Raw genomic sequence first — 21,876 nt, 5'->3', positions numbered from 1 at the left:
GCTCGTTTCATCGCATCCCAATCCTTCTTCGAGGACAGCTTGAACGTGTTCCGAATGAGGTGAATGATGCACGTCTGCACCGTGTCAACGGCCACACGTTCCCGACAACTTCGGGCAGCCCTTTCAACCCGTCACAGACCAGGAAGAACGTGTCGGTCACACCACGATTTTTGATGTCGGTCAGGACAGACATCCAGAACTTAGCGCCCTCACCGCCAGTGCCGGCCCACAACCCGAGAACATCCTTCTCGCCGTCCAGGGTCACGCCGATGGCCGCGTAGATGGGCCGGTTGGCGACCTGCCCGTCCCGAATCTNGCGTAGATGGGCCGGTTGGCGACCTGCCCGTCCCGAATCTTCACGACGATCGCGTCGACCCCTAGAAACTGCCCGCCGTTCAAGGGGCGGGACTGCCACGTTTGCATCTCCTCGATCACCTTGTCCGTGATGCGAGAGATCGTCTCTTTGGAGACCTGCGCACCGTAGATCTGATTGAAGTGCGCGCTGATCTCCCCGGTCGTGAGGCCGCGGGCATACAACGACAGCACAATCTCATCGACCCCGGTCAAACGGCGTTGTCGTTTCGGCACGATCACCAGAGTGAACGTGGCGTCCCGGTCACGAGGCACCTGGATGGTCACCGGCCCCGTCGAGGGACTGATCACCGTTTTGGGCCGGGTCCCGTTGCGCACGTTGGATTCGTCACGCTCGTCCGGGGCACGGTTCTTCTCATGACCAAGATGCACAGTCATTTCCTCGTTCAGAGCCGTCTCCAGGAACGTTTTCGTGAACTGGACCAGCAGCCCATCAGGACCGTCCAGAGCCAGGCCCTGCTCCTTGGCCAGGCGCACCCATTCCCTCGCCGCCAACGCCTCACGGGTGGGCTCAGATTTCGTCTTCTTCGTCACAGCATCAAGTGTCGTCATCACGGCACCTTTCCCGCCAGACCCACGTCCAGCGCGTCAGGCCGGAAACACCGTTTAAGAGACAGTCCCAGGCTAGCTGACGAACGCGCAGCAGGCAGGTAGACCGGTGCACCTTTGGATCCGTGAGGCTGACAAGCGGATGTGATGACAGACTGGCACGTGTCCCCGCTCCTGCATGCCGCGAGTGCCTCGCGCAGCCCCGGCCGGGCACGATTCCGTCCCGTGAGGCCATGGGCGCTCGTGGACTATCTCGTGGAGAACAAGATTCCGCTCAGCGTGTGCAGCCCTTCTCCAACGTGCGGCTGCGCGTTGTGGACCGTCTCGAAGACCACCCCTTGCCGTCGATGCTCGAACGCGCGGACTACTCGTGACGATCAACTCCGACGACCTGGCCCACTTCGGCGGCTACCTCGACGACAACTTCCGCGGGCTGCAGCAGACGTTCGTGCTCGACGATCCCGCGATGGCTGCCCCGTTACGCAACGCCGTGCACGCCGCGTTCCGCACGGATACCCGGCGCGCGCCGCTCCTCGAGGACATCTCGAGCTGGCTTGAGGCGCAGGTCTAGCACCGCGCCCTTGCGGTGTCCGGCCGAGTTAGCCGAGTGCGCCCGCGCGTGCGGGAATCACGGCCACGACGTCGATCTCCACCAGGATGTCGAGCAGGTCCGATCCGACGGTCGTGCGCACGGGAAACGGGGCCGTGAAGAACTCGGCGTAGGCCTCGTTGTACTCGGCAAAGTCGGACTTCAGGTTCTGCAGGTGCACGGTCACCTTGACGCAATCATCGAGGGTGGCACCCGCCTCGGCGAGCACGGCGGAGAGATTACGCAAAACCTGTCGGGTCTGGTCGCCCACCGAGTCCGCCTTAACGCCGGTTTCCGGGTGGTGCGGAGCGAAGCCGGCGCTGAAGAACAGCCCCTGCGACACCGCCGCCTGACTGTAAGGCCCGATCGGACGGGGCGCGCGGGCGGTATCGATCACTGTTCTGGTCATGACAATCCTTGTTCTGATCGGTGTCAGGCGCTGAGGAGCGGAGGCCGCCCGAAGGGGACGACGTCCGCGTAGGCGGATGCGGCGCGAAGCACCAGGGCATCCGCATGACGCGGACCGACGATCTGCAGGCCGATCGGCAGGCTAGCGGATGTGAGGCCGCACGGCACGGTGGCGGCGGGCTGCTGGGTGAGGTTGAACGGGTAGGTGAACGGCGTCCACTCCGCCCACCGGGTGAGGTCGGAGCCCTCGGGCACTTCGTGACCGATCTCGAAGGCGCCCATCGGGAGGGTGGGTGTCACCAGCAGGTCATATTCCTCGTGGAATGCACCCATCTTGAGCCCGAGGTCAGCCCGAACCTGGGTGGCGGTCAGAAAATCCATGGCGCTGAAGCCCTGCCCCGCGAGGGCAACCTCGAGAAGTCCGGGATCGAGTTCGTCCCAGCGCTCGGGGTCGAATGCCTGGATGACCTTGCCCGCACCCGCGAACCAGAGCGTGTGATAGGCGTCAATCGGGTCGCTGAAACCGGGGTTGACCTCCTCGACGATGGCGCCGAGATCCGCGAGGACCTTGACCGCCGCGTCCACGGAGGCCGTAACTTCGGGGTCGACATCGGCGAATCCGAGGTCGCGGCTGTAGCCGATGCGCAGACCGGCGATGCCGGATTTGAGCCCAGTCTGGAAGGATGCCGTCGGCCGGGCCAGAGCAGACCAGTCTCGAGAGTCGAACCCGGTGAGCACATCCATCATGAGGGCGGCGTCGTCGACCGTTCGCGTCATGGGGCCGATGTGCGCCAGTGTGCCGAAGGGGCTCGTGGGATAGAGCGGCACGGCACCGTAGGTCGGTTTCAATCCGACGATCCCCGAGAACGCCGCCGGGATCCGCACCGATCCGCCGCCGTCGGTCCCCACGGACAGGGCGCCCATGCCGAGGGCCACGGCGGCCGCGGAACCTCCGCTGGACCCGCCGCTGGTCTTCGTGGGATCCCAGGGGTTGCCGGTGTTGCCGGTCAGCGGGTTGTCCGTGACACCCTTCCAGCCGAATTCGGGCGTGGTGGTCTTTCCGATGAGCACGGCGCCGGCCTCACGCAGCCGGGCGACGGAGGGTGCATCCTCCGTGGGGTCCTGTTCGTCACTGATTAGGCGCGACCCGCGCATGGTGGGCCAGCCGCGGGTGAGGAGGAGGTCCTTGATGCTGGTGGGCACGCCGTCGAGGGCTCCCTGGGGGGCCCCGGCCTGCCAGCGCGCCTCGGAATTGCGAGCCTGCCGGAGGGCCTCTGTGTCGTCCACCAGACAGAACGCATTGACGGAACCGTCAAAGCGGTCGATGCGCTCCAACGCGGCCTGCGTCGCCTCCACGGGAGACACCTTCTTACGGCGGAAGCCGGAGAGCAGTTCGGTGGCGGTCATGTCGGCAAGGTCGGTCATGGTCCTAGTGTGAGGGTGAAGGAAGAAGATTGTCAACAATCGACCTTGCCTCCGGCGCATCACGGTTATATGGTGTCTATTGTTGACAATATACTTTTATACGAGCTGAGGATGTTCCGATGACCACGCTGAGCCCCCTGTTGAAGCAAGCCACTCCCGTGGTCGTTGACCGAGCGCTCGGCAGCTGGATCTACGGCACGGATGGCGAGACGCATCTCGACTTCACCAGCGGAATCGGCGTGACCAGCACCGGGCACTGCCACCCCCGTGTCGTCGCGGCGGCCCGCGAGCAGACCGGCCGCATCATCCACGCTCAGTACACCACCGTGATGCACAAGCCACTGTTGGAGCTCACGGAAAAGCTCGGCGAGGTCCTCCCCGCCGCCCTGGACAGCGTCTTCTACGCCACGTCCGGTTCCGAGGCCGTCGAGGCGTCCATCCGGCTCGCCCGAATGGCCACCGGCCGCCCCAATATCATCGCTTTCCACGGCGGATTCCACGGCCGAACCGTTGCCGCGGCCTCCCTCACCACGGCCGGCACCAAGTTCCGCGCCGGCTTCAGCCCCCTCATGGGAGGCGTACACTTCGCGCCGTTCCCCTACGCCTTTCGCTACGGCTGGGACATGGACACGGCCGTCGATTTCGCCCTGAAGGAGCTGGATTACCTGCTGCAGACGATCTCGTCTCCTGCCGACACCGCCGGGTTCATCATCGAGCCCGTTCTCGGGGATGGCGGGTACCTGCCCACCCCGCCGCGCTTCCTGGAAGGACTGCGCGAGCGCGCCGACCGTCACGGTATCGTGCTCATCCTTGATGAGGTGCAGGCCGGATTCGGTCGCACGGGCAAGTTCTGGGGGCACCAGTTCAGCAGCATCACTCCCGACATCCTGATCACCGCCAAGGGACTCGCCAGCGGCTTCCCGATCTCGGCCATCGCGGCGTCGAGCGCCTTGATGAGCAAGGGGTGGGCCGGCTCGCAGGGGGGAACCTATGGCGGGAATGCCGTAGCCGCCGCCGCCGCGGTGGCAACGATCGGCGTCTTTCAGGACGAGAACCTCGTCGAGAACGCCCGGGTGCGCGGCGATCAGCTGCGCGCCGGGCTCGACAGCCTGGCACTCGATAACCCGCTCATCGGAGATGTGCGCGGTCTCGGCCTCATGCAGGGAATCGAGTTCGTCACGGAGGCCGGTGAACCCAACGGCGCATTGGCCGCCGCCGTTCAGCAGGCCGCCATCGCGGAAAACCTCCTGCTGCTGACCTGCGGTTCCGCCGGCAACGTCATCCGGATGATCCCGGCCCTGATCGTGTCCGCTGAGGAGATCGAAACCGGACTCGAGCGCTTCACGGGTGCCCTTCGCGCCGCCAAGCGGGTGCTCGTTTCGCAGGGCGCCTAACCGGCCAACGTGATGTCAGGAACCAGATTGGGGAGGAGAGCCGGGTGACGATGACGGACACGACGGCGAGCACGGCGACAGTGGCGACGACGCAGGCACTCGCCGCACTGCGCGCCCAGGGCATTGACGTGGACACCGCCTCACGGCGATTGGCTGAGTACGCCTATGACGCCTCGAACTATCGGATCGAACCCCTCGGCGTGGTCTTTCCGCATGGCGCGGCTGACGTGGCCCGTGTGCTCGAAACGTGCCACGCGTTGGGCGTGCCGGTGGTTCCCCGTGGCGGTGGAACGTCGATGGCCGGCGGAGCCGTCGGTCCCGGCATCGTGCTCGACTTCTCGCGCCACATGGCTGCGGTCCTCACCATCGATGCCGATGCCCGGCTGGCCACGGCCGAGGCCGGAATCGTGCTGACCACGTTGCAGCGAGCGGTGGAGCGCGCGTCAGACGGCGGGCTGACGTTCGCCCCCGACCCGTCGAGCAAATCGCGCGCCACCCTCGGCGGGTCTATCGCGAACGATGCCTGCGGAAACCATTCGGTGCGGGACGGGCGTACATCTGATCACGTCATCTCACTCGATGTCGTAACGGCGGAGGGTATGCGCCTGACGGCCACGCGCTCGGGATTGCACGCATCCGTCGACGGTGACGAGCCGGCCCGCGTGAGGGCGGCCGAGCTCACCGAGGATCTGCGCAGCCTGGTCAGCGCCAGCCTGAGCGATTTCCGGCTAGAACTCGGGCGCATTCCGCGCCAGGTGTCGGGGTTTCATCTCTCCCGCCTCCTGCCGGAAAACGGCTTCGATGTGGCCCGTTCCCTCGTGGGCAGCGAAGGAACCTGCGTCATCGTCGTGAGCGCTACCGTGAAGTTGGTGCCGACCCCGGGCGCCGCGCTGCTGCTGAGCCTGGGATACGACGATGTCGTCGACGCGGCCAAGGACATCATGACCATCCTTGAATTCTCCCCGGCCGCGGTCGAGGGAATCGATGAAGCGATTGTCGACACGATGCGTCATCGGCGGGGAGCCGATTCCGTGCTCGGCCTTCCGACCGGCAGGGCCTGGCTGTACGTGGATCTCGATGGCGACAACGTGGCCGAGGTGTCGGCGACCGCCGAACGCCTGCTGGCTCGGCTTCGTAAGAACGGCCGCCTCGTGGACGGGCGCGTGGTGCCCGACCTTGAGGAACGGGCCTCGCTCTGGCGCGTGCGGGAAGACGGGGCCGGGCTCTCCGCGCGCCTGCACACCGGCGGGGAATCCTGGCCGGGATGGGAAGACTCTGCCGTCGCGCCCGAGAACCTGGCCGACTACCTGTCGGAGTTCCGCGATCTTCTGGCCCGTTTCGACCTGCAGGGTGTCCTCTACGGTCATTTCGGTGCCGGCTGCATGCACGTGCGCATCACCTTCGACCTGCGCACGGATGCGGGACGGGCCGTGATGGAGGCGTTCATGCGCGCCGCCGCCCGATTGGTGGTCAAGCACGGCGGCTCACTGTCGGGCGAGCACGGGGACGGTCGGGCGCGTAGCGAGCTTCTTCCACTGATGTACTCGCCGGCCATACTGGCGGCCTTCGAACGGTTCAAGCGCTGCTGGGATCCTCAGGGCATCCTTAATCCCGGCGTACTGGTCGAGCCCGATTCGTTCATGGACAACCTGGCCCTCAGCGGAATTCCGGAGCGGGAGTGGCGCACGAGCTTCGACCTCACCCCTGTCACGTCATCGCTGACCGGGCACGAACTCGACCCGTTCGTGCATGCCGTGCAGGCGTGCGTGGGCATCGGCCGCTGCCGTTCGGATGCCGGGGGAGTAATGTGCCCGAGCTTCCGCGCCACCGGAGACGAGAAAGACTCCACCCGTGGGCGCTCGCGAGTGCTGCAGGACATGGTTCGTGGCGCCTCGAGTGTGGAGAAAGGCTGGCGTTCGGATGACGTGCGCGAGGCCCTGGATCTCTGCTTGTCCTGCAAGGCCTGTTCCACTGACTGCCCCGTGGGTGTAGACATGGCTACCTACAAGTCGGAGTTCTTCTCCAACTTCTACCGGCGTCGGCTCAGGCCGATGTCACACTACTCGCTCGGCTGGCTGCCGACCTGGCTCAAGTTGACCGTGCACGTGGCGCCGCTGCTGAACCTCGTGCTGGCAACGCCGCTGCGCAGGGTCGTCGCCGTGCTCGGGGGGCTGACCACCAAGCGTGCCCTGCCGAAGTTCGCCAGTGCCGCCCAGCTCCGCCGTGAACTCGTTCCGGCGGATGCCGCCCGTCCCGCAGGAACAGCCGATATTGTTCTCGTGATCGACAGCTTCACCAAGGGGTTCCGCCCCGAGGTTGCCGGGGCCGCCCAGCGCGTTCTCGGCAGCGCCGGCAAGACCGTGGAGTGCAACGCCGATGTCTGCTGCGGCCTGACCCTCATCTCCACGGGCCAGCTGGACAAGGCCAAGAAGCTGCTAGCCCGGGCGGCGTTCACCCTCGACGACGGTTCCGATGCGCCCATCGTCGTGATCGAACCGAGCTGCGCCGCGGCCTTCAAGAAGGACCTGCCGGAGCTCATTCATACGGACGCGGCCCGCCGCGTGTCACGACGCATCCGCAGTTTTGCCGGCATGGTGACCGAGCTCGCTCAGGCCGGTTGGCAGCCGAACTGGGCGGGCGGCTCAGTGCCTCCGGCGGTTACCGTGCAAACCCACTGTCACGAGTACTCGGTGTTCGGCGCCCAGTCACAGACCGCGGCGTTGCGCGCGGTGGGCGTGGCCACCGTGCGGGAAGCCACGGGGTGCTGCGGAGTCGCCGGCAACTTCGGCTTCGAACCCACGCACTTCGACATCAGCATGCAGGTTGCGAAGCAGGCGCTGATTCCGGCCCTGCGGCAGACGGATGTCAAGACGCCGGTTCTGGCCGACGGCTTCAGCTGTCAGATGCAGATCATGCAGCTGGATGCCCAGCGAACCACCCTGCACCTCGCTGAGCTGCTCGACGGCTCCGTGCCCCACGAATTCGACAACAGCAAAGGACGATCATGACCCTGACCGACACGACCAGAGCGGTTCGACCCGTTCTCGTCGATCTGAAGACACGCCTCTATCTCAACGACGAGTGGGTTGATGCAGAAGGCGGCAAGACGTTTGCGGTGGAGAACCCGGCGACCGGCGAGATTCTTGCGCACGTCGCCGATGGATCCGTCGCCGACGCGGAACGGGCCATCAACGCCGCGGGTGCGGCGCAGGCCGACTGGGCGAAGACGTCACCCCGTGCCCGCAGCGAGATCCTGCGCCGCGCCTATGACCTCATCATCGAGCGGACGGAGGAGCTCGCGGCACTCATGACGGCCGAGATGGGCAAGCCCCTGGCCGAAGCCCGCGGCGAGGTGGCCTACGGCGCCGAGTTCTTCCGCTGGTTCTCGGAAGAGGCGGTGCGGATCAGCGGTGATTACACGACCACCGGCGACGGCAAGAACCGCATCGTCGTGACGCGGGTTCCCGTGGGCCCATGCGTGCTCGTCACCCCCTGGAACTTTCCCCTCGCGATGGGCACCCGCAAGATCGGACCGGCCATCGCGGCCGGGTGCACCATCGTGTTCAAGCCGGCGGCCCAGACGCCGCTCACGTCGCTGGCCCTGGTCGACATCCTGCACGAAGCCGGCCTGCCGAAGGGAGTGCTCAACGTCGTCACGACCACGCGGGCATCCGAGGTGGTCGGCAACTGGATGAGCAGCGGCATCGCGCGCAAGGTCAGTTTCACGGGTTCCACGGCGGTGGGCAAGATCCTGCTCATTCAGGCCGCCGAGAACGTGATGCGGTCCTCGATGGAACTCGGCGGAAACGCGCCCTTCATCGTCTGTGCCGATGCGAACATCGACCGCGCCGTCGACGGTGCGATGATGGCCAAACTGCGCAACATGGGTGAAGCCTGCACCGCGGCCAACCGCTTCCTGGTGCACCGTTCGGTGGCCGCGGAATTCAGCGAGAAGCTTGCCGAGCGCATGTCCGCCCTCACCGTGGGAGACGGCGCCGTGGCCGGTACCGACATCGGTCCCCTCGTGGATGAGGCCGGGCTCGACAAGGTGCAGGGATTCGTGGATGATGCGGTACAGAGAGGTGCGAGAATTGTGGTTGGCGGATTCCGGCCGGAGGGTTCCGGCTACTTCTACCAGCCCACCGTCCTCGCCGACGTCAGTCCTGATTCGGCACTCATGAGTGCGGAAATATTCGGCCCGGTTGCCCCGATCGTTGTCTTCGACGACGAGCACGAAGCCATCAGACTGGCCAACGACACGGAATGGGGACTGGTGGGATATGTGTTCACCCAGGATATCGACCGTGCGCTGCGCATGGGCGAAGACCTCGAGGTGGGCATGGTGGGAGTCAACACCGGCCTGGTCTCGAATCCGGCGGCCCCCTTCGGTGGCGTGAAGCAGTCAGGCCTGGGGCGCGAAGGCGGGCGCCTGGGCATCGATGAATACCTGGAATACAAATATCTGGCGATTCCGCGCTGATCCATCCGTGAAGCGAACTTGTCACTGAAGAAGCAGCAGCAGCAGCAGAAGCAGAAGAAGAAGAAGAAGAAGAAGAAGAAGAAACAATGTCTGGTGAAGATAGCCTGTCGGCACTCGAAGGACTACCGACGTCGGTGCTGATCGCAGATCAGTTGCGCGAACGAATCATCGACGGGTCTTTCCACCCCGGCGAGCAGATCCGCGAAGCGAGTCTCGTGGAACATCTGCAGGTCTCCCGGGGGCCGGTGCGGGAGGCCCTGCAGCGGCTCAGCCAGGAGGGGTTGCTGGTCAGTCACCGCAACCGCGGGGTGTTCGTTCTCGACCTGACGATCAATGACATCAGGGAGGTCTACGCCGCGAGGGAAGCGATCGAGCTCGGCGCCACGACCGAAATTCTGGCGGAAAAGCGCGGCGACCTGGTGGCGATCGCCGAGACTCTCTCGCGCATCATCGAGGAGATGGTTCCGTTGGTGGCCGCCGGGGACTGGCACCGACTCTCCGAGGTCGACCTCAACTTCCACGTGGCTTACGTGAAGAGCGCGGGAAACTCGAGGCTGTCGAGGATTTACTCCACGCTCGCCGCCGAGTCCCGTATATGCATGGTCAACCTTGAGGTGTCGTACCCCCGCCCGGCGGCGCTGATCGAGGAACACCAGCACCTGGCGGACCTGCTTATGGCCGGCGACGCCGAGAACCTGCACCGAGCCATCCGTCAGCACATGAGGTCGGCCATTACCGACCTGAGCGCGTCGATGCTGGCCGACAAGTCTCACGGCGGCTGAGTCGATCGAGGGGGTTGCGCCAACAGAGGTCACGTATGTAGTCTGATTGTCAACAATCTACAATAAAGGATGTGTGACCGATGGACATTTCCCTCGACGAGTATGGCGAGCGTCTTCGTGGGGTGCGTGAGCGGATGTCTCAGCAGGGGCTCTCTGCCCTGATGGTCTCCGACCCCTCCAATCTCTACTACCTGACCGGCTACAACGCATGGTCCTTCTACACGGCCCAGGTGCTCTTCGTGCCGGCAGCGGGCGACCTGGTGCTCTTCGCCCGAACAATGGATGCCCATGGCGCATTCCGCACGTCCTGGTTGCCCCAGGAGAACGTGTTCGGGTACCCCGACGAACTCGTGCACCGGGCCGGTGTCCATCCCTTTGACTGGGTCGGGGGCAAGCTTCGGGAACTCGGTGTCGTTGCCGCCGCCGCGGGCGAACAGGTCGGGCTTGAGCTCGACTCGCACTTCTTCTCGCCCAAGGCCTACCGCGCCCTGGTGGCCGCTCTCCCGGAATGGGACTTTGTCGATTCTGTCGAATTGGTGAACTGGGTGCGATCCGTGAAATCTCTCGCCGAAATCGACCTGATGCGCTCGGCCGCCCAAATCGCCACGGTCGCCATGACGACGGCCTTCGAACACGTACGAGTGGGGTCCAGGCAGTGTGACGTGGCCGCCGAGATCAGCCGCGCGCAAATTCGGGGCACCGCCGAATTTGGCGGCGACTATCCCGCCATCGTGCCGATGATGCCCACCGGCGCCGAAGCCGACACGCCTCACCTCACGTGGACCGATGCCCCTTTTGAAGACGGCCAGGCCGTTATCGTCGAGCTTGCCGGCGCCTACCGTCGCTACCACGTGCCGCTCGCGCGCACGGTGATGCTGGGACAGCCGTCCCCCGAGCTGCAGCGGGTCGCCGGCGCGGTTGGTGAGGGAATCCAGGCGGTGCTGGAGATGGTGCGGCCGGGAGTCCAGGCGAGGGATCTCGCGACGACCTGGGAGCGGGTCCTGGCCACGCACGGGCTCGCCAAGCCGTCGCGCATCGGCTATTCCATCGGAATCGGCTACCCGCCCGACTGGGGCGAGCGAACGGTCAGCCTGCGCGGGGAAGACGAAACCGTGTTGCGGGAGAATATGACATTCCACCTGATCGGTGGCATGTGGATGGACAACTACGGCTATGAACTGTCCGAACCGATGCGCGTCACCGCCACCGGCGTCGAGACCTTCACGAGCCTTCCTCAACAGCTGATCAACACGGGAATCCTGTCATGAGCGTCATCAATCTTCCATACGCGGCCCGGGCCGCGCGCCTCACCGGTTCGGTCATCGACTCGAGCACCTCCCTGCTCGCCGCGCAGACCCACGACATCGTGCGCTTCGCGATGGGGTCGCCGTCGGACGAGGCCGTTCCGCTCGAGGTATTTCGCGATATCGCCGCGTCCCAGCTCGACCACAGCAGCTTCACCTACGGCGCAACCGAGGGGGAACCCGCGCTGCTCACGCAGCTCGTGAGCTATCTCGCGACGACGTCGGAGCCCACCTCCCTCGACCGGATCACCATTACGGCGGGCGGGATGCAGGGCCTTGACCTGGCCTGTAAGATCTTCGTCGACCCGGATGACCTTGTGATCATCGAAGGTCCGACGTACACGAACGGGAGCGCAACGGCCGCAAGCTACGGTGCTGACCTGCTCGAGGCCCCCGTCGACGAGAACGGCCTGATCGTGGAGGCCCTGCCCGATCTGGTGCGGCGCACGGGCAAGACGCCGAAGGCGATCTACGTCATTCCGAATTTCCAGAATCCCTCCGGCACGACCCTGTCAGCGGCGCGGCGGGAACATCTGCTTGAGCTGGCACACCAGTGGAACGCGGTCATCATCGACGACGATCCCTACGGACTACTGCGCTTTGCCGGGGAAGACCTGCCGAGCTTCCAGAGCCTCAGCCCCGAAGATCCTCTGCTCTTTTCAGTGCGAACCTTCTCCAAGATCCTGTCGCCGGGCCTGCGAGTGGGCTGGGTCGACACCGACCCGTCGATTCGTCAGCTCGTCATCAACGCCAAGCAGTCCATGGACACCTGCACCAACGTTCCCGCCCAGCAGATGGTCGCGGAATTCATTCGGCGCGGCGGTCTGTCCGAGCACCTGACGATGATCAGGAGCCAGTACCTGGAACGCAAGATCGCCATGACCGACAGCCTGCAGCGGAACCTCGGCGACCGGGTCACGATGACCGATCCCGACGGCGGTTTCTTCCTCTGGGTGACCCTGCAGGGAGAAGATCGTCTCACGTCGACGTCTGCCCTCTTCGAAACGGCCCTGGCCGAGGGGGTCGCCTTCATTCCCGGGCCGGCCTTCTCCTCGACGGGCCGGTATGACGACTCCCTGCGGCTCTGCTTCGCGTCCACATCGCCGGACCGGATCGAGGAGGGCGTGAAGCGCCTCACCCGTGCCCTCGACCGCGCTCGGATGCTGCGATGACATCGACCGCTGACGGCGTCTCCGCGTTGGAGGCCGGCGTACTCGGCCTTCTCGACTACGATGAACTCCTGCTGCTCACGGCCTCGCTTGTGGCCGCAGGCGGCGAGAACCCCGGGTCGACGGAGGAAGCAACGGTTGCGGTGCTGCGGGAAGCCTGCGAACGATATGGCTTCGACGTCGAGCTGACGGAGGTCGCGCCCGGGCGACAGAACTTGATCGCCACCCTCGACGGTGGAACAGGTCAGGGACTCATGTTCCTCGGGCACTCCGACGTCGTGCCCGCCGGTGAGGGCTGGACCAGCAATCCGTTCGAGCCCTACGCCCGGGACGGCCGGCTCTACGGCCGCGGAACCACCGATATGAAGGGTGGATTGGCTGCCATTGTGCTCGCGATGGCCGCGATTCGAGCTTCCGGAGAGCCGCTCCGCGGCCCCCTGCAGCTCGTCTGCACCGTTGACGAGGAAGATCGTGGCCTCGGGGTTCGCGGCTATGTGCAGACCGCCCAGCGAGGCGTCTTCGCGGCGTGCGTCGTGGCCGAGCCGACCGATCTGCAGACGGTGATCGCGTGCCGTGGCGACAGCTACCTCTCCCTCACCGTCAGCGGCCGGGCTGCTCATTCCGGGAGACCGGGCGACGGTCGCAATGCCATCGCCGCGGCAGCTCGCATGCTGGAAATCGTGCGCGCCGATCATGAAGCCATGGGGACGGTGCCGCACCCGCTGCTCGGCTCCGGAACGTGGAGCGTGGGTACGATTAGCGGGGGCACTGGAACCTCCGTCGTCGCGGCCGATTGCTCGGTGATGCTTGATCGACGGCTGATGCCCGAGGAAAACGCGCAACTGGTCGTCAACGACTTTCTGGAAAAGGTCCGGGACGTCGGAATTGACGGAGACGGGATTGTTGTGAGCCTGGTTGTAGACATGGAAATGCCCGGATTCACCACCGACCCGGCGCATCCGCTCGTTGTCGGTGCGGTGGAGGCCATGGCCGACGCCGGGGGCGGCAGGCAAGCCGTTGGCGGGTGGAGTGCGGCCTGTGACGGGGGCTTCGTGGCTCGAGACGTGGGGATACCGTGCATCGTGCTCGGACCGGGCGGCCTGAACGACCAGGCCCATCAGCCCAACGAGTCGGTGGGCATCGACGAACTTGCCATCGCCGCCCGCGCATACGTGCTGCTCGCCCTGCGGCTGGTGGGTCGCCAGTGAGCGCCGCCCGTCCCGTGCTCGTCGTCCTGTACAAGGACGACCTGCCCGATTGCATGCCCCTGATCGAGGCCGCGGCCGAGGTGCGCTATGTGCGCGCCGCAGAACTTGCCAGGGCGATCCCGGGCGCGGACGCCTTGCTGCTGTGGGACTTCTTCTCCTCGGCCGTCGAAGACGTCTGGACGCACGCGGACTCCCTCAAGTGGATCCACGTGGCCGCGGCCGGAGTCGACAAGCTGCTTTTCGACGGGCTGCGCCAGTCGGGCGTCGTCGTCACGAACTCCCGTGGCATCTTTGACCGGCCCATCGCGGAATTCGTGCTCGGCAGCATCCTCGCGATGGCCAAAGACCTGCCCGGGTCCCTGCGTCGCCAGTGGGACGGCGTGTGGGCGCACCGGGAAACCGAGCGTATCGACAACGCGAGGGCGCTCATCGTGGGCACCGGATCGATCGGTCGGGAAACGGCCCGGTTGCTGCGCGCCGTGGGAATGCGGATCGAAGGCGTGGGACGAACGACAAGAACCGACGACGCCGACTTCGGAACAGTTCATGCCTCCACCGATCTGAAAGCCGTGGTGGGCGAGCACGACTATGTCGTGCTGATCGCTCCCTTGACCGACGCCACTCGCGGGCTCGTCGACGCGTCGATCCTGGCCGCCATGAAGCCGAGCGCACGCCTCATCAACGTGGGGCGGGGCGAACTCGTGCACGAGGGAGCCCTTGCCGATGCGCTGAGCCACGGCGTCATTGCCGGCGCGGCGCTCGACGTGTTCAGCACGGAGCCACTGCCGGCCACGAGCCCACTGTGGCGGCTGGACAACGTGTTGATCTCGGCCCACCTCAGCGGAGACGCTGCCGGCTGGCTCGAGCGGTTGTCGGCACTGTTCGCCGACAACTTCGACCGTTACACGGCCGGAGCCGTGCTTCTCAACGTGGTGGACAAGGAGCTCGGCTTCGTACCCGGGGGATAGCTAGCGGAAGAGGGTACCGAGTGAGTCGAGCGTCAGCGTGCGATTGGCGATTCGCAGGCCTTCCCAAACGGTGACCTGGTTCGCGGTTAGCACGGTCTTGCCGAGGGCAGCCTCCAGCTCGTTGACGAACCGGAGGGAGTGCATGGCCGTGTCCGGGATCAGGATAGCCTGGGCGTCGGGGTGATCGGCCGCGCGAGCCATGGCGAGGATCTCGGGCATGCCCAGCAGGCCGACTTCCCCGGCGGTGGCGATGTCATTGCTCTGGAACGAGACGACGGAGATGCCGGCGTCGCCCAGGAAGCGCTTGAAGTGCTGGGCGAGGTCGTCGGGATAACTCGCGGCGACGGCGACCGTGTCGATGGAGAGCGCGCGGCAGGCCTCGGCGAACGCGATGGACGTGGATGATGCGGGGACCCCGCTGGCGCGGCTGACCTCAGCGGCCTGGTCGTGCGCACCGTGCCAGCCGTAAACGAAGCTACCGGAGGTGCAGGCCCACATGATCGAATCGGGCGCCTCGCCGGACAGCTCCCGCGCGCCGGCGAGCAGGTTGTCTGATCCGCCGACGGCCAGCAGCTCGTCAACCAGATGGGCGACGTCCCCGCCGGCCGTGCGCACGAGGGGTAGGCGGATGGCGCCGGATGTGGCCTGTTCGAGAAAGGGGAAGTCGTCGTCGGCGCCCACGCCCGGATACAGGAGTCCAACGCTGGGTACTGCGGTCTGAGTTGTCATGATTGCCCTTCGGTCAGTAACGAGCGTGCGTAATATTTGGAATATTGTTGACAATCCTACAGGGAGTAACTATGTTTCTCGACAAGCGCCACGGGGTTCACCGGAGAGCCGCTAGGAGTAACCGCACGAGGTCCAACCCTGGGCCCAACGAGATAGGAACCACTCATGATTCGACACTATTCGCGCAGCGCAGCAATGCGTGGGGTTGGCGTCATCGCGGCCGGGCTGCTCCTGGCAGGGAGCCTCAGTGCCTGCTCAGCCACCTCGACGGGCGACGTTGCGGAGGTCAGCACCCTGCAGAACGGCAAGGACCTGGGCTACCTGCGCGTCGGGATCGCCAACGAGCCGCCCTACACCGAGGTGAACGCCGATGGATCCGTGCACGGCGGTGAGCCCGACGTTCTCCGCGAGGTGCTGAAGACCATGGGGATCGGCGAGATCCAGGGTGTCATCACCCCCTATGACGCCATGATCCCCGGGCTCAACGCGAACCGCTGGGATGTGGTGGCGGCCGGCCTCTTCATGAAACAGTCGCGGTGCGCCGCGGTCGCCTACTCCGAACCCGTCATCGTCTCAACGGAGTCGTACGGCACCCCCGTCGGCAACCCGAAGAACATCACCACCATCGCCGATGCCCTGGACAATCCCGATTTCAAGATCGCCGTCCTGTCCGGCGGATTCGAAGAGGGAATCCTCAAGACCGCCGAACTCCCCGAGAGCCAGGTCGTGCTCGTGAAGGACAGCCGCAGCGGCATGGAAGCGGTGACAGCCAACCGCGCCGACGCCTTCCTGCTGCCGACGCTCTCGCTCAAGTCACTCGTCGAACAGGACCCGAGCATTGAGGTGACCGACCCGATCGACGACGCGCCGCGCACCGGCTCGGGCGCGGCCTTCCGCAAGGGCGACACCGAGCTGCTCGCCGAGTACAACAAGCAGCTGGCCATCTTCAAGGACACGCAGGCCTACACCGACATCATGGTGAAGTGGGGCTTCGATCCCGAGGCAGCCAAGGGCGTCACGGCCGCCGAGCTCTGCAAGAACGAGGGCTAAGACAGGAGTCATCGGCGCTCGGTGCGGAACCTGAATCAGGTCCGCACCGAGCGCATCTGGTCCAACTGTCAGAAAGGCTGGTCACGGTTTGGATGCCGTATTCAATTACTCGGGGCTGCTGGTTCAAGGCCTCAGCGTTACCATTCTCGTCACTGTTCTCGGTGCCGCCCTCACCATCGTCGTCGCCTTCACGGCTGGGCTGAGCGGTCTCTCCGCACGTCGCTGGCTGCGCTGGCCGTCAACGATCTTCGTGGAATTCTTCCGTGGGTCCGGACTGCTGGTGCAGATGTTCTGGTTCTTCTACGCCCTGCCGTTCCTCGGCATCGAACTCGCTCCGCTCGTGGCCGGAGTGCTGGCGCTCGGGCTCAACGAGGGCGCCTACGCGGCCGAGGTTGTGCGCGGAACCATCCGGTCCAGGGCGAAGGGGCAAACGGAGGCGGCGATCGCGCTCGGCATGACGCCCGCGCTGCGAATGAGGCGCATCCTGCTCCCTCAGTCCATCCCGGCGATGCTCCCGGCCTTTGGAAACGTCATGATCGACCTGTTGAAGAACACCTCGCTGGTGTCCCTCGTGACGGTCTCCGATCTCACCTGGCGGGCGTTCACCGCGCGCACGGTGACCGGGCAGACCGTGGAGCTCTTCCTCACCATTCTCGTGCTCTACTACCTCCTCTCGCTTCTGATCGGTTGGCTCATTCGCTACCTGGAAAAGCGATTCGCGCTTGACCGGAAGTCGCTCGCCAAGGCCAGGCCGCTCAAGGCACTGGCAGGAAGGTTCTCCTCATGAGTGTCTGGGACACAGCCTTCGCCATCTCGATCATCCCCATCCTGCTCAAAGGGCTGTGGCTGACCATTCAGATCACCTTCGTGGGATTCTTCATCAGTCTCGTGGTCGGTCTCGTGATCGCCATGATCCGCTACCTGAAGATTCCGATCATCTCGCCGCTCGCCACCTTCTATGTGTCGTTTGTGCGCGGAACGCCGCTGCTCGTGCAGGCTTATGTCGCGTTCTATGTCCTGCCACTGCTCGGCGTCACCTTCGACGCCTTGCCGACCGGGATCGTCGTGATCGGGCTGAATTACAGTGCGTACACGGCCGAGGTCTATCGCGCCGGCATCGAGCAGCTGCACGTGGGCCAGTGGGAGGCCGCAACCGCGTTGAGCCTGCCGCGCTGGCGCACCTGGGTGCGTATCGTGATCCCCCAGGCGGTTCGTCCGATCATACCCGTGCTCGGCAACTACCTGATCATGATGTTCAAGGACTCGGCGATCCTGTCGTCGATCACCATCATCGAGCTGCTCGGATCGGCCCTGTCGATCGGCAGCAGCTACTACCGCTACCTCGAGCCCATCACGATCATCGGTCTGATGTATCTCGCAATTAGCTTCCCGTGTTCACTTTTCATCAAAAAACTGGAGCGTCGTTTTGTCCCCCAACACTGAAACGCTGAAGACACTCAATGGCACCGAGTCCCCTCGCGACGTGGAGATCTCCTTTTCCCAGGTGAGTAAGGCCTGGGGCGACAACCATGTTCTGCGTGGGCTGGACTTCGAGGTGAAGGCCGGTGAAAAGGTGTCGATCATCGGGCCGTCAGGGTCTGGAAAGACCACCATCCTGCGAATCCTCATGACCCTCGAAACGCCCGACGTGGGTGTGGTCACCGTGGGTGGGGATGTTCTCTGGAACGCCAAGCCGGGTGACAAGAACAAGGAAACCAAGCAGACGCAGATCACTCGTCGAAAGGTGGGCATGGTCTTCCAGCAGTTCAACCTGTTTCCGCACATGACCGTGCTGGAAAACGTGATTGAGGCGCCCATTCACGTGCTGGGGATCTCGAAGCAGGAGGCCAAGGAGCGTGCCGTTGACCTGTTGGAGCTCGTCGGCCTGCAGGAACACATGAAGCACACGCCGCCGGAGCTGTCCGGCGGTCAGCAGCAGCGCGTGGCCATCGCCCGCGCCCTGGCTATGCGCCCGCGCGTGATGCTCTTCGACGAGCCGACATCGGCTCTCGATCCCGAGCTGATCGGTGAGGTGTTGAACGTGATCCGTCGGCTCGCCACCACGACGGACATGACCATGCTCATGGTCACCCACGAGATGAGGTTCGCGCAGGAGATCTCCGACCGTGTGGTGATGTTCGACAAGGGCGTTGTGGTCGAGCAGGGCCCGCCGGAGCAGATCTTCAAGAACCCGCGGGAAGAACGAACCCAGCGCTTCCTGAAGGCGGTGACGTCTTACTGATCCCGCGTGATCGGCCGGGGCTGCGCCAGGAGGCGTTGCCCCGGGCCGACTGCCGGAAGGTCGCACAGGGCGAGTGCCGCCCACATGGTGGCCTGGTTGGCGGAGATGATCGGCTTGCCCAGTTCGCGCTCCAGGGGAGCGATGAGGTCGTAAGTGGGAAGGTTTGTGCACGACACCACGATCGCCTGGGCCTCCGGTGAGTCGGCGAGGCGGATGAGTTCCGCGGTGCGACGGTAGGGCACGGTCCACATGTTGGCGTCCATGCCCAGGTGGGCAATGCCGGTCACGGCGACCGCGCTCTCAGTCAGGAAGTCCTGCAGTCGGATGGTGATTTCCGCGTCGTAGGGGGTTGCAATGGCGACCCGGTTGACGCCGAGATGCCCGAGGGCCGACACGATGGCCCCGGATGCCGTCACGGCGGGCGCGCCCCCGGCTGACATCAGGGCAGCAGCCACCGCCCCCTCCCCGGCCCGCCCGTTGGCGAAGCTGCCCGATGTGCACGCGTAGGCGTACACGGAGGGTGCGATGGTCATCAGCTGCTGTGCCGTGGAGCGGATTCCGGTCTCGTCGCCGAGAGACTCCACCATCTCCAGAGTCACCGGCAGCGGGTCGAACGGTGTGCGAGCAAAGAAAAGGGAGGCTTCCGGAGGCACCCACCGCCAGAGCTCCGCATCGAGGGCCATATCATGGGGTGCGACGACCCCTATGCCGATGTGCGTCGGGGGCCCGAGGGGGATCTCGTCGTGGTGCGTCGTCTTCGCCAATGCTGCCTCCGCATGCCGGTGCTATGGCCATCGTGCGTGAGGCCTGTGCTCAGTATTGTTGACAATCCTACGTAATACAACCTAGGATTTGAAAAAATCGAAGGGATGATTACATGGCTCGGTACATCACCGTAACGCTCGAATCACGAGGCGTCACCTGCCTGGCACGACTGCTCGACGACGAGGCCCCCCGCACGGCGGCCGTGGTCTGGGATGCCCTGCCGCTCTCCTCCGCCGTTTTCCACGGCAAGTACGCCCGCAACGAGATTTACAACCTGGTCCCTGCTTTCGCCCCGGTCGAGCCGGGCAAGGAAAACACCACGATCACGCCGATCCCGGGTGATCTCTGCTACTTCGAATTCGACGCCAACGACCTGGCGACTCCCTCCCACGGTTACACCCGCGGAGAGGGACCCCAGGAGCTGAAGAAGATCATCGACCTCGCGGTCTTCTACGGCCGCAACAACCTGCTGATCAACGGCGACCAGGGATGGGTGCCCGGGAACGTGTTCGGCACGATTGTCGAGGGACTCGACGAGATGGCCGTCGCCTGCCAAGACGTGTGGATGGGCGGCGCTCGCGGCGAGGTTCTGACCTTCGCGCGCTCCGACCGCACCTGACCCTCAGCCGCGGGGGCGGAAGCCCCTGGGCCAGTCGGCTGCGCGGATCCGCTTGATCTCCTTGATGGGACCGAGGTACCCCACGCGTCGAGGGCTACTAGTCAGGTTCTCTGAGCGGGTTTTGCAGTTACCGGCGGTTTAAAAATATTTCCGGTCTTTTGCCTGCGACGATGGCGGCATGATTAGGGCACCCACGCATGGCGAGTTGCTTCGCACGGTCGCCGACCTGATGAAAGAAAACGCTGGTGACCGGGCGGAGTTCAAGGCGACCGTTGATCGGCTGGAGAAGCGGGTTGATCGTCTGGAGAAGGAGAACGCTTCGTTGCGTTCCCGGCTGGATAAGAACTCAACGAACTCCTCGAAACCACCCAGCACGGACAGTTTCAGCAAACCCGCCAGCAAGGCCCGGTCCCTTCGCGAAGCGTCCGGTAAGCCGTAGGGGAAACAGGCCGGTAGCGGTGGTGTTTCCTTACCAATGACGGCGACTCCGGACCGGGTTCTCCGTCACGAGCCCGCCACGTGCCGGGGCTGTGGGAGTTCCTTGGCTGGCGTCGCCGGGACCGTCGCTGCACGGCGGCAAGTGGTTGACGTCCCGCCGATCCGGGCGGAAACGGTCGAACACCAACGGATCGAATAACTGTGTCGGTGCGACATCGTCACCATTGGCGTGCTTCCCGCTGAGGTGAAATGCGCGGTGTCCTACGGGCCGAGACTGCACGCAATCAGCGCCTACCTACTCAACGTGCACTATCTACCCGTCGCCCGTACCGCGGCCGTGTTCAAGGATCTGTTTCAGCTGCCCGTGTCCACCGGCTGGGTGTCCTCTCTGGGAGCGAAAACCTCCGGACTGCTGGCCGAGACGGTCGACCTAATCAAGCAGGCCGTCACTGCCAGTGCGGTGGCTCATGTTGACGAGACTGGCCTGCGCGTGGGCGGCGGCCTGGCCTGGGTGCACTGCGCGGGCACCACAACGCACACCGTGTTCCATGTCGATGCGAAGCGTGGTCTGGCCGGCACGCTGAATGATGGGGTGCTGCAGTCGTTCACCGGGGTGATGGTTCACGACGGGTGGGAGCGCTACAAAACATTCACCGCCGCAACCCACGGTTTATGCAACGCCCACCACCTCCGTGACTTGCAGAAAATCAGTGAAGACACTCCGGAACTGGGGTAGGCGAAACAGATGAGCAAATTCCTCGTCGGCACGCATCGACAGGTTCAAGCAGCCAAAGCCCGCGGAGACACCGGTCTGTCGACGGAGGCCCTCAACGCGGTTCGGCGCGGATATGCGAAGATCCTCGCGACCGGTGACATTCAGTCTCCCGCCCGGGTGCACCCAAAAACCGGGGACCGCATCGCGCAAACCGAGCCGCGACGACTGCTCAACCGGTTGGGTCCACACCACGACGACGTGCTGCGCTTCGCCACAGACTCCACCGTCTCCTTCGACAACAACCAGGCCGAACGCGACATCAGAATGGTCAAGGTCCGCCAAAAAATCTCAGGCTGCTTACGCTCCACGACGGGCGCGGAATATTTCGTGAATGTTTGATCGGTGATGTCCACCGCGAGGAAACAAGCAGTGAACGAGTTTGAAGTCCTCCTCGACGCGTTCACCGGCACCAGCTGGATCCCCGCACGGCCCTGACCACAACCGCCATCCCACCAGTCGAAACACGACCGGTCACGGAAACACTCGGCCATCCCCAAGAACCGGGTGTGTCTCGTTAACGGTGTTTCCGGCGTTTTTCATTAGTAGGATTCTGCGTTCGGCCAGCGGTCGTGGAAGGTGATGGCGAAGGCGTTGAGAGCTGGCTTCCAAC

19 protein-coding genes and 3 pseudogenes are annotated in these 21,876 nt (G+C 64.7%); 16 read left to right on the top strand and 6 right to left on the bottom strand.

What is annotated here, in order from left to right:
- Together E3T41_RS12465 and E3T41_RS18585 are read right to left on the bottom strand one after the other, a co-directional pair.
- Positions 1 to 927 (bottom strand): annotated as a pseudogene (locus E3T41_RS12465) (IS256 family transposase); the annotation flags it as partial.
- A 155-nt stretch (positions 928 to 1,082) separates the two neighbouring features.
- A pseudogene (locus tag E3T41_RS18585) lies at positions 1,083 to 1,157 on the bottom strand (recombinase family protein); the annotation flags it as partial.
- A 134-nt stretch (positions 1,158 to 1,291) separates the two neighbouring features.
- On the opposite strand from E3T41_RS18585, the gene E3T41_RS18140 reads away from it, so the two are divergent.
- Complete coding sequence (locus E3T41_RS18140) at positions 1,292 to 1,492, top strand: hypothetical protein (RefSeq protein ID WP_174775302.1); 201 nt, start codon at positions 1,292 to 1,294, stop codon at positions 1,490 to 1,492.
- A gap of 28 nt (positions 1,493 to 1,520) precedes the next feature.
- Here E3T41_RS18140 and E3T41_RS12455 read toward each other — a convergent pair whose 3' ends face one another.
- Positions 1,521 to 1,919: a RidA family protein gene (locus E3T41_RS12455; protein WP_134478856.1), complete on the bottom strand. Its 399-nt coding sequence runs from the start codon at positions 1,917 to 1,919 to the stop codon at positions 1,521 to 1,523.
- Positions 1,920 to 1,942: 23 nt separating this feature from the next.
- A complete protein-coding gene (locus tag E3T41_RS12450; RefSeq protein WP_134478855.1) occupies positions 1,943 to 3,343 on the bottom strand; it encodes an amidase in 1,401 nt (466 codons plus the stop codon).
- A gap of 119 nt (positions 3,344 to 3,462) precedes the next feature.
- Here E3T41_RS12450 and E3T41_RS12445 point away from each other — a divergent pair, with 119 nt between their 5' ends.
- From E3T41_RS12445 to E3T41_RS12410, 8 genes are all read left to right on the top strand, one after another.
- Positions 3,463 to 4,737 (top strand): aspartate aminotransferase family protein, encoded by a 1,275-nt coding sequence (locus E3T41_RS12445; protein WP_134478854.1) that lies wholly within the window; start codon positions 3,463 to 3,465, stop codon positions 4,735 to 4,737.
- Between the two features lie 50 nt (positions 4,738 to 4,787).
- A complete protein-coding gene (locus tag E3T41_RS12440) occupies positions 4,788 to 7,745 on the top strand; it encodes an FAD-binding and (Fe-S)-binding domain-containing protein (protein ID WP_134478862.1) in 2,958 nt (985 codons plus the stop codon).
- Positions 7,742 to 9,217: an NAD-dependent succinate-semialdehyde dehydrogenase gene (locus E3T41_RS12435; RefSeq protein WP_134478853.1), complete on the top strand. Its 1,476-nt coding sequence runs from the start codon at positions 7,742 to 7,744 to the stop codon at positions 9,215 to 9,217. Before E3T41_RS12440 ends, E3T41_RS12435 begins: the two co-directional genes overlap by 4 nt.
- 86 nt (positions 9,218 to 9,303) lie before the next feature.
- A complete protein-coding gene (locus tag E3T41_RS12430) occupies positions 9,304 to 9,999 on the top strand; it encodes a GntR family transcriptional regulator (protein WP_174775301.1) in 696 nt (231 codons plus the stop codon).
- A gap of 80 nt (positions 10,000 to 10,079) precedes the next feature.
- Positions 10,080 to 11,267, top strand: a complete 1,188-nt coding sequence (locus tag E3T41_RS12425; protein WP_134478851.1) for a M24 family metallopeptidase — start codon at positions 10,080 to 10,082, stop codon at positions 11,265 to 11,267.
- Positions 11,264 to 12,475: a PLP-dependent aminotransferase family protein gene (locus E3T41_RS12420; RefSeq protein WP_134478850.1), complete on the top strand. Its 1,212-nt coding sequence runs from the start codon at positions 11,264 to 11,266 to the stop codon at positions 12,473 to 12,475. Before E3T41_RS12425 ends, E3T41_RS12420 begins: the two co-directional genes overlap by 4 nt.
- Positions 12,472 to 13,680 carry a M20 family metallopeptidase gene (locus tag E3T41_RS12415; RefSeq protein WP_134478849.1) on the top strand — a complete coding sequence of 403 codons (1,209 nt, stop codon included), beginning with the start codon at positions 12,472 to 12,474 and terminating at the stop codon, positions 13,678 to 13,680. The genes E3T41_RS12420 and E3T41_RS12415 overlap by 4 nt, the downstream gene beginning before the upstream one ends.
- Complete coding sequence (locus tag E3T41_RS12410; RefSeq protein ID WP_241991162.1) at positions 13,677 to 14,648, top strand: D-2-hydroxyacid dehydrogenase; 972 nt, start codon at positions 13,677 to 13,679, stop codon at positions 14,646 to 14,648. Before E3T41_RS12415 ends, E3T41_RS12410 begins: the two co-directional genes overlap by 4 nt.
- Here the strand turns inward: E3T41_RS12410 and E3T41_RS12405 are convergent, their stop codons facing one another.
- Positions 14,649 to 15,377 carry a maleate cis-trans isomerase gene (locus E3T41_RS12405; RefSeq protein ID WP_134478848.1) on the bottom strand — a complete coding sequence of 243 codons (729 nt, stop codon included), beginning with the start codon at positions 15,375 to 15,377 and terminating at the stop codon, positions 14,649 to 14,651.
- A gap of 165 nt (positions 15,378 to 15,542) precedes the next feature.
- On the opposite strand from E3T41_RS12405, the gene ehuB reads away from it, so the two are divergent.
- From ehuB to ehuA, 4 genes are all read left to right on the top strand, one after another.
- Complete coding sequence (ehuB, locus tag E3T41_RS12400; protein WP_134478846.1) at positions 15,543 to 16,427, top strand: ectoine/hydroxyectoine ABC transporter substrate-binding protein EhuB; 885 nt, start codon at positions 15,543 to 15,545, stop codon at positions 16,425 to 16,427.
- An 88-nt stretch (positions 16,428 to 16,515) separates the two neighbouring features.
- Positions 16,516 to 17,214, top strand: coding sequence for an ectoine/hydroxyectoine ABC transporter permease subunit EhuC (gene ehuC, locus E3T41_RS12395; protein WP_134478844.1), 699 nt, complete (start codon positions 16,516 to 16,518; stop codon positions 17,212 to 17,214).
- Positions 17,211 to 17,870 carry an ectoine/hydroxyectoine ABC transporter permease subunit EhuD gene (gene ehuD / locus E3T41_RS12390; RefSeq protein ID WP_134478842.1) on the top strand — a complete coding sequence of 220 codons (660 nt, stop codon included), beginning with the start codon at positions 17,211 to 17,213 and terminating at the stop codon, positions 17,868 to 17,870. The genes ehuC and ehuD overlap by 4 nt, the downstream gene beginning before the upstream one ends.
- On the top strand, positions 17,854 to 18,669 hold the full coding sequence (gene ehuA, locus E3T41_RS12385; protein WP_370257610.1) for an ectoine/hydroxyectoine ABC transporter ATP-binding protein EhuA: 816 nt from the start codon (positions 17,854 to 17,856) through the stop codon (positions 18,667 to 18,669). Before ehuD ends, ehuA begins: the two co-directional genes overlap by 17 nt.
- Here ehuA and E3T41_RS12380 read toward each other — a convergent pair.
- Positions 18,663 to 19,433 carry an Asp/Glu/hydantoin racemase gene (locus E3T41_RS12380; RefSeq protein ID WP_241991161.1) on the bottom strand — a complete coding sequence of 257 codons (771 nt, stop codon included), beginning with the start codon at positions 19,431 to 19,433 and terminating at the stop codon, positions 18,663 to 18,665. The two genes, ehuA and E3T41_RS12380, sit on opposite strands and share 7 nt — an antisense overlap.
- 113 nt (positions 19,434 to 19,546) lie before the next feature.
- On the opposite strand from E3T41_RS12380, the gene E3T41_RS12375 reads away from it, so the two are divergent.
- The 3 genes and pseudogenes from E3T41_RS12375 to E3T41_RS18580 all read left to right on the top strand — a co-directional run bounded on the left by E3T41_RS12375 (position 19,547) and on the right by E3T41_RS18580 (position 21,605).
- Positions 19,547 to 20,053, top strand: coding sequence for a DUF3830 family protein (locus E3T41_RS12375; RefSeq protein WP_134478840.1), 507 nt, complete (start codon positions 19,547 to 19,549; stop codon positions 20,051 to 20,053).
- Between the two features lie 178 nt (positions 20,054 to 20,231).
- Positions 20,232 to 20,492: a DUF6444 domain-containing protein gene (locus E3T41_RS12370; RefSeq protein ID WP_134478838.1), complete on the top strand. Its 261-nt coding sequence runs from the start codon at positions 20,232 to 20,234 to the stop codon at positions 20,490 to 20,492.
- Positions 20,493 to 20,720: 228 nt separating this feature from the next.
- Positions 20,721 to 21,605 (top strand): annotated as a pseudogene (locus tag E3T41_RS18580) (IS66 family transposase).
- The last annotated feature ends 271 nt before the right edge of the window (positions 21,606 to 21,876 follow it).

It is taken from the genome of Cryobacterium sp. Hh38, assembly GCF_004403235.1.
Taxonomy (GTDB): Bacteria; Actinomycetota; Actinomycetes; order Actinomycetales; family Microbacteriaceae; genus Cryobacterium; species Cryobacterium levicorallinum.
The sequence above is the reverse complement of the archived record's forward strand: the minus strand, read 5'-3'. Positions and strand labels throughout refer to the sequence as shown.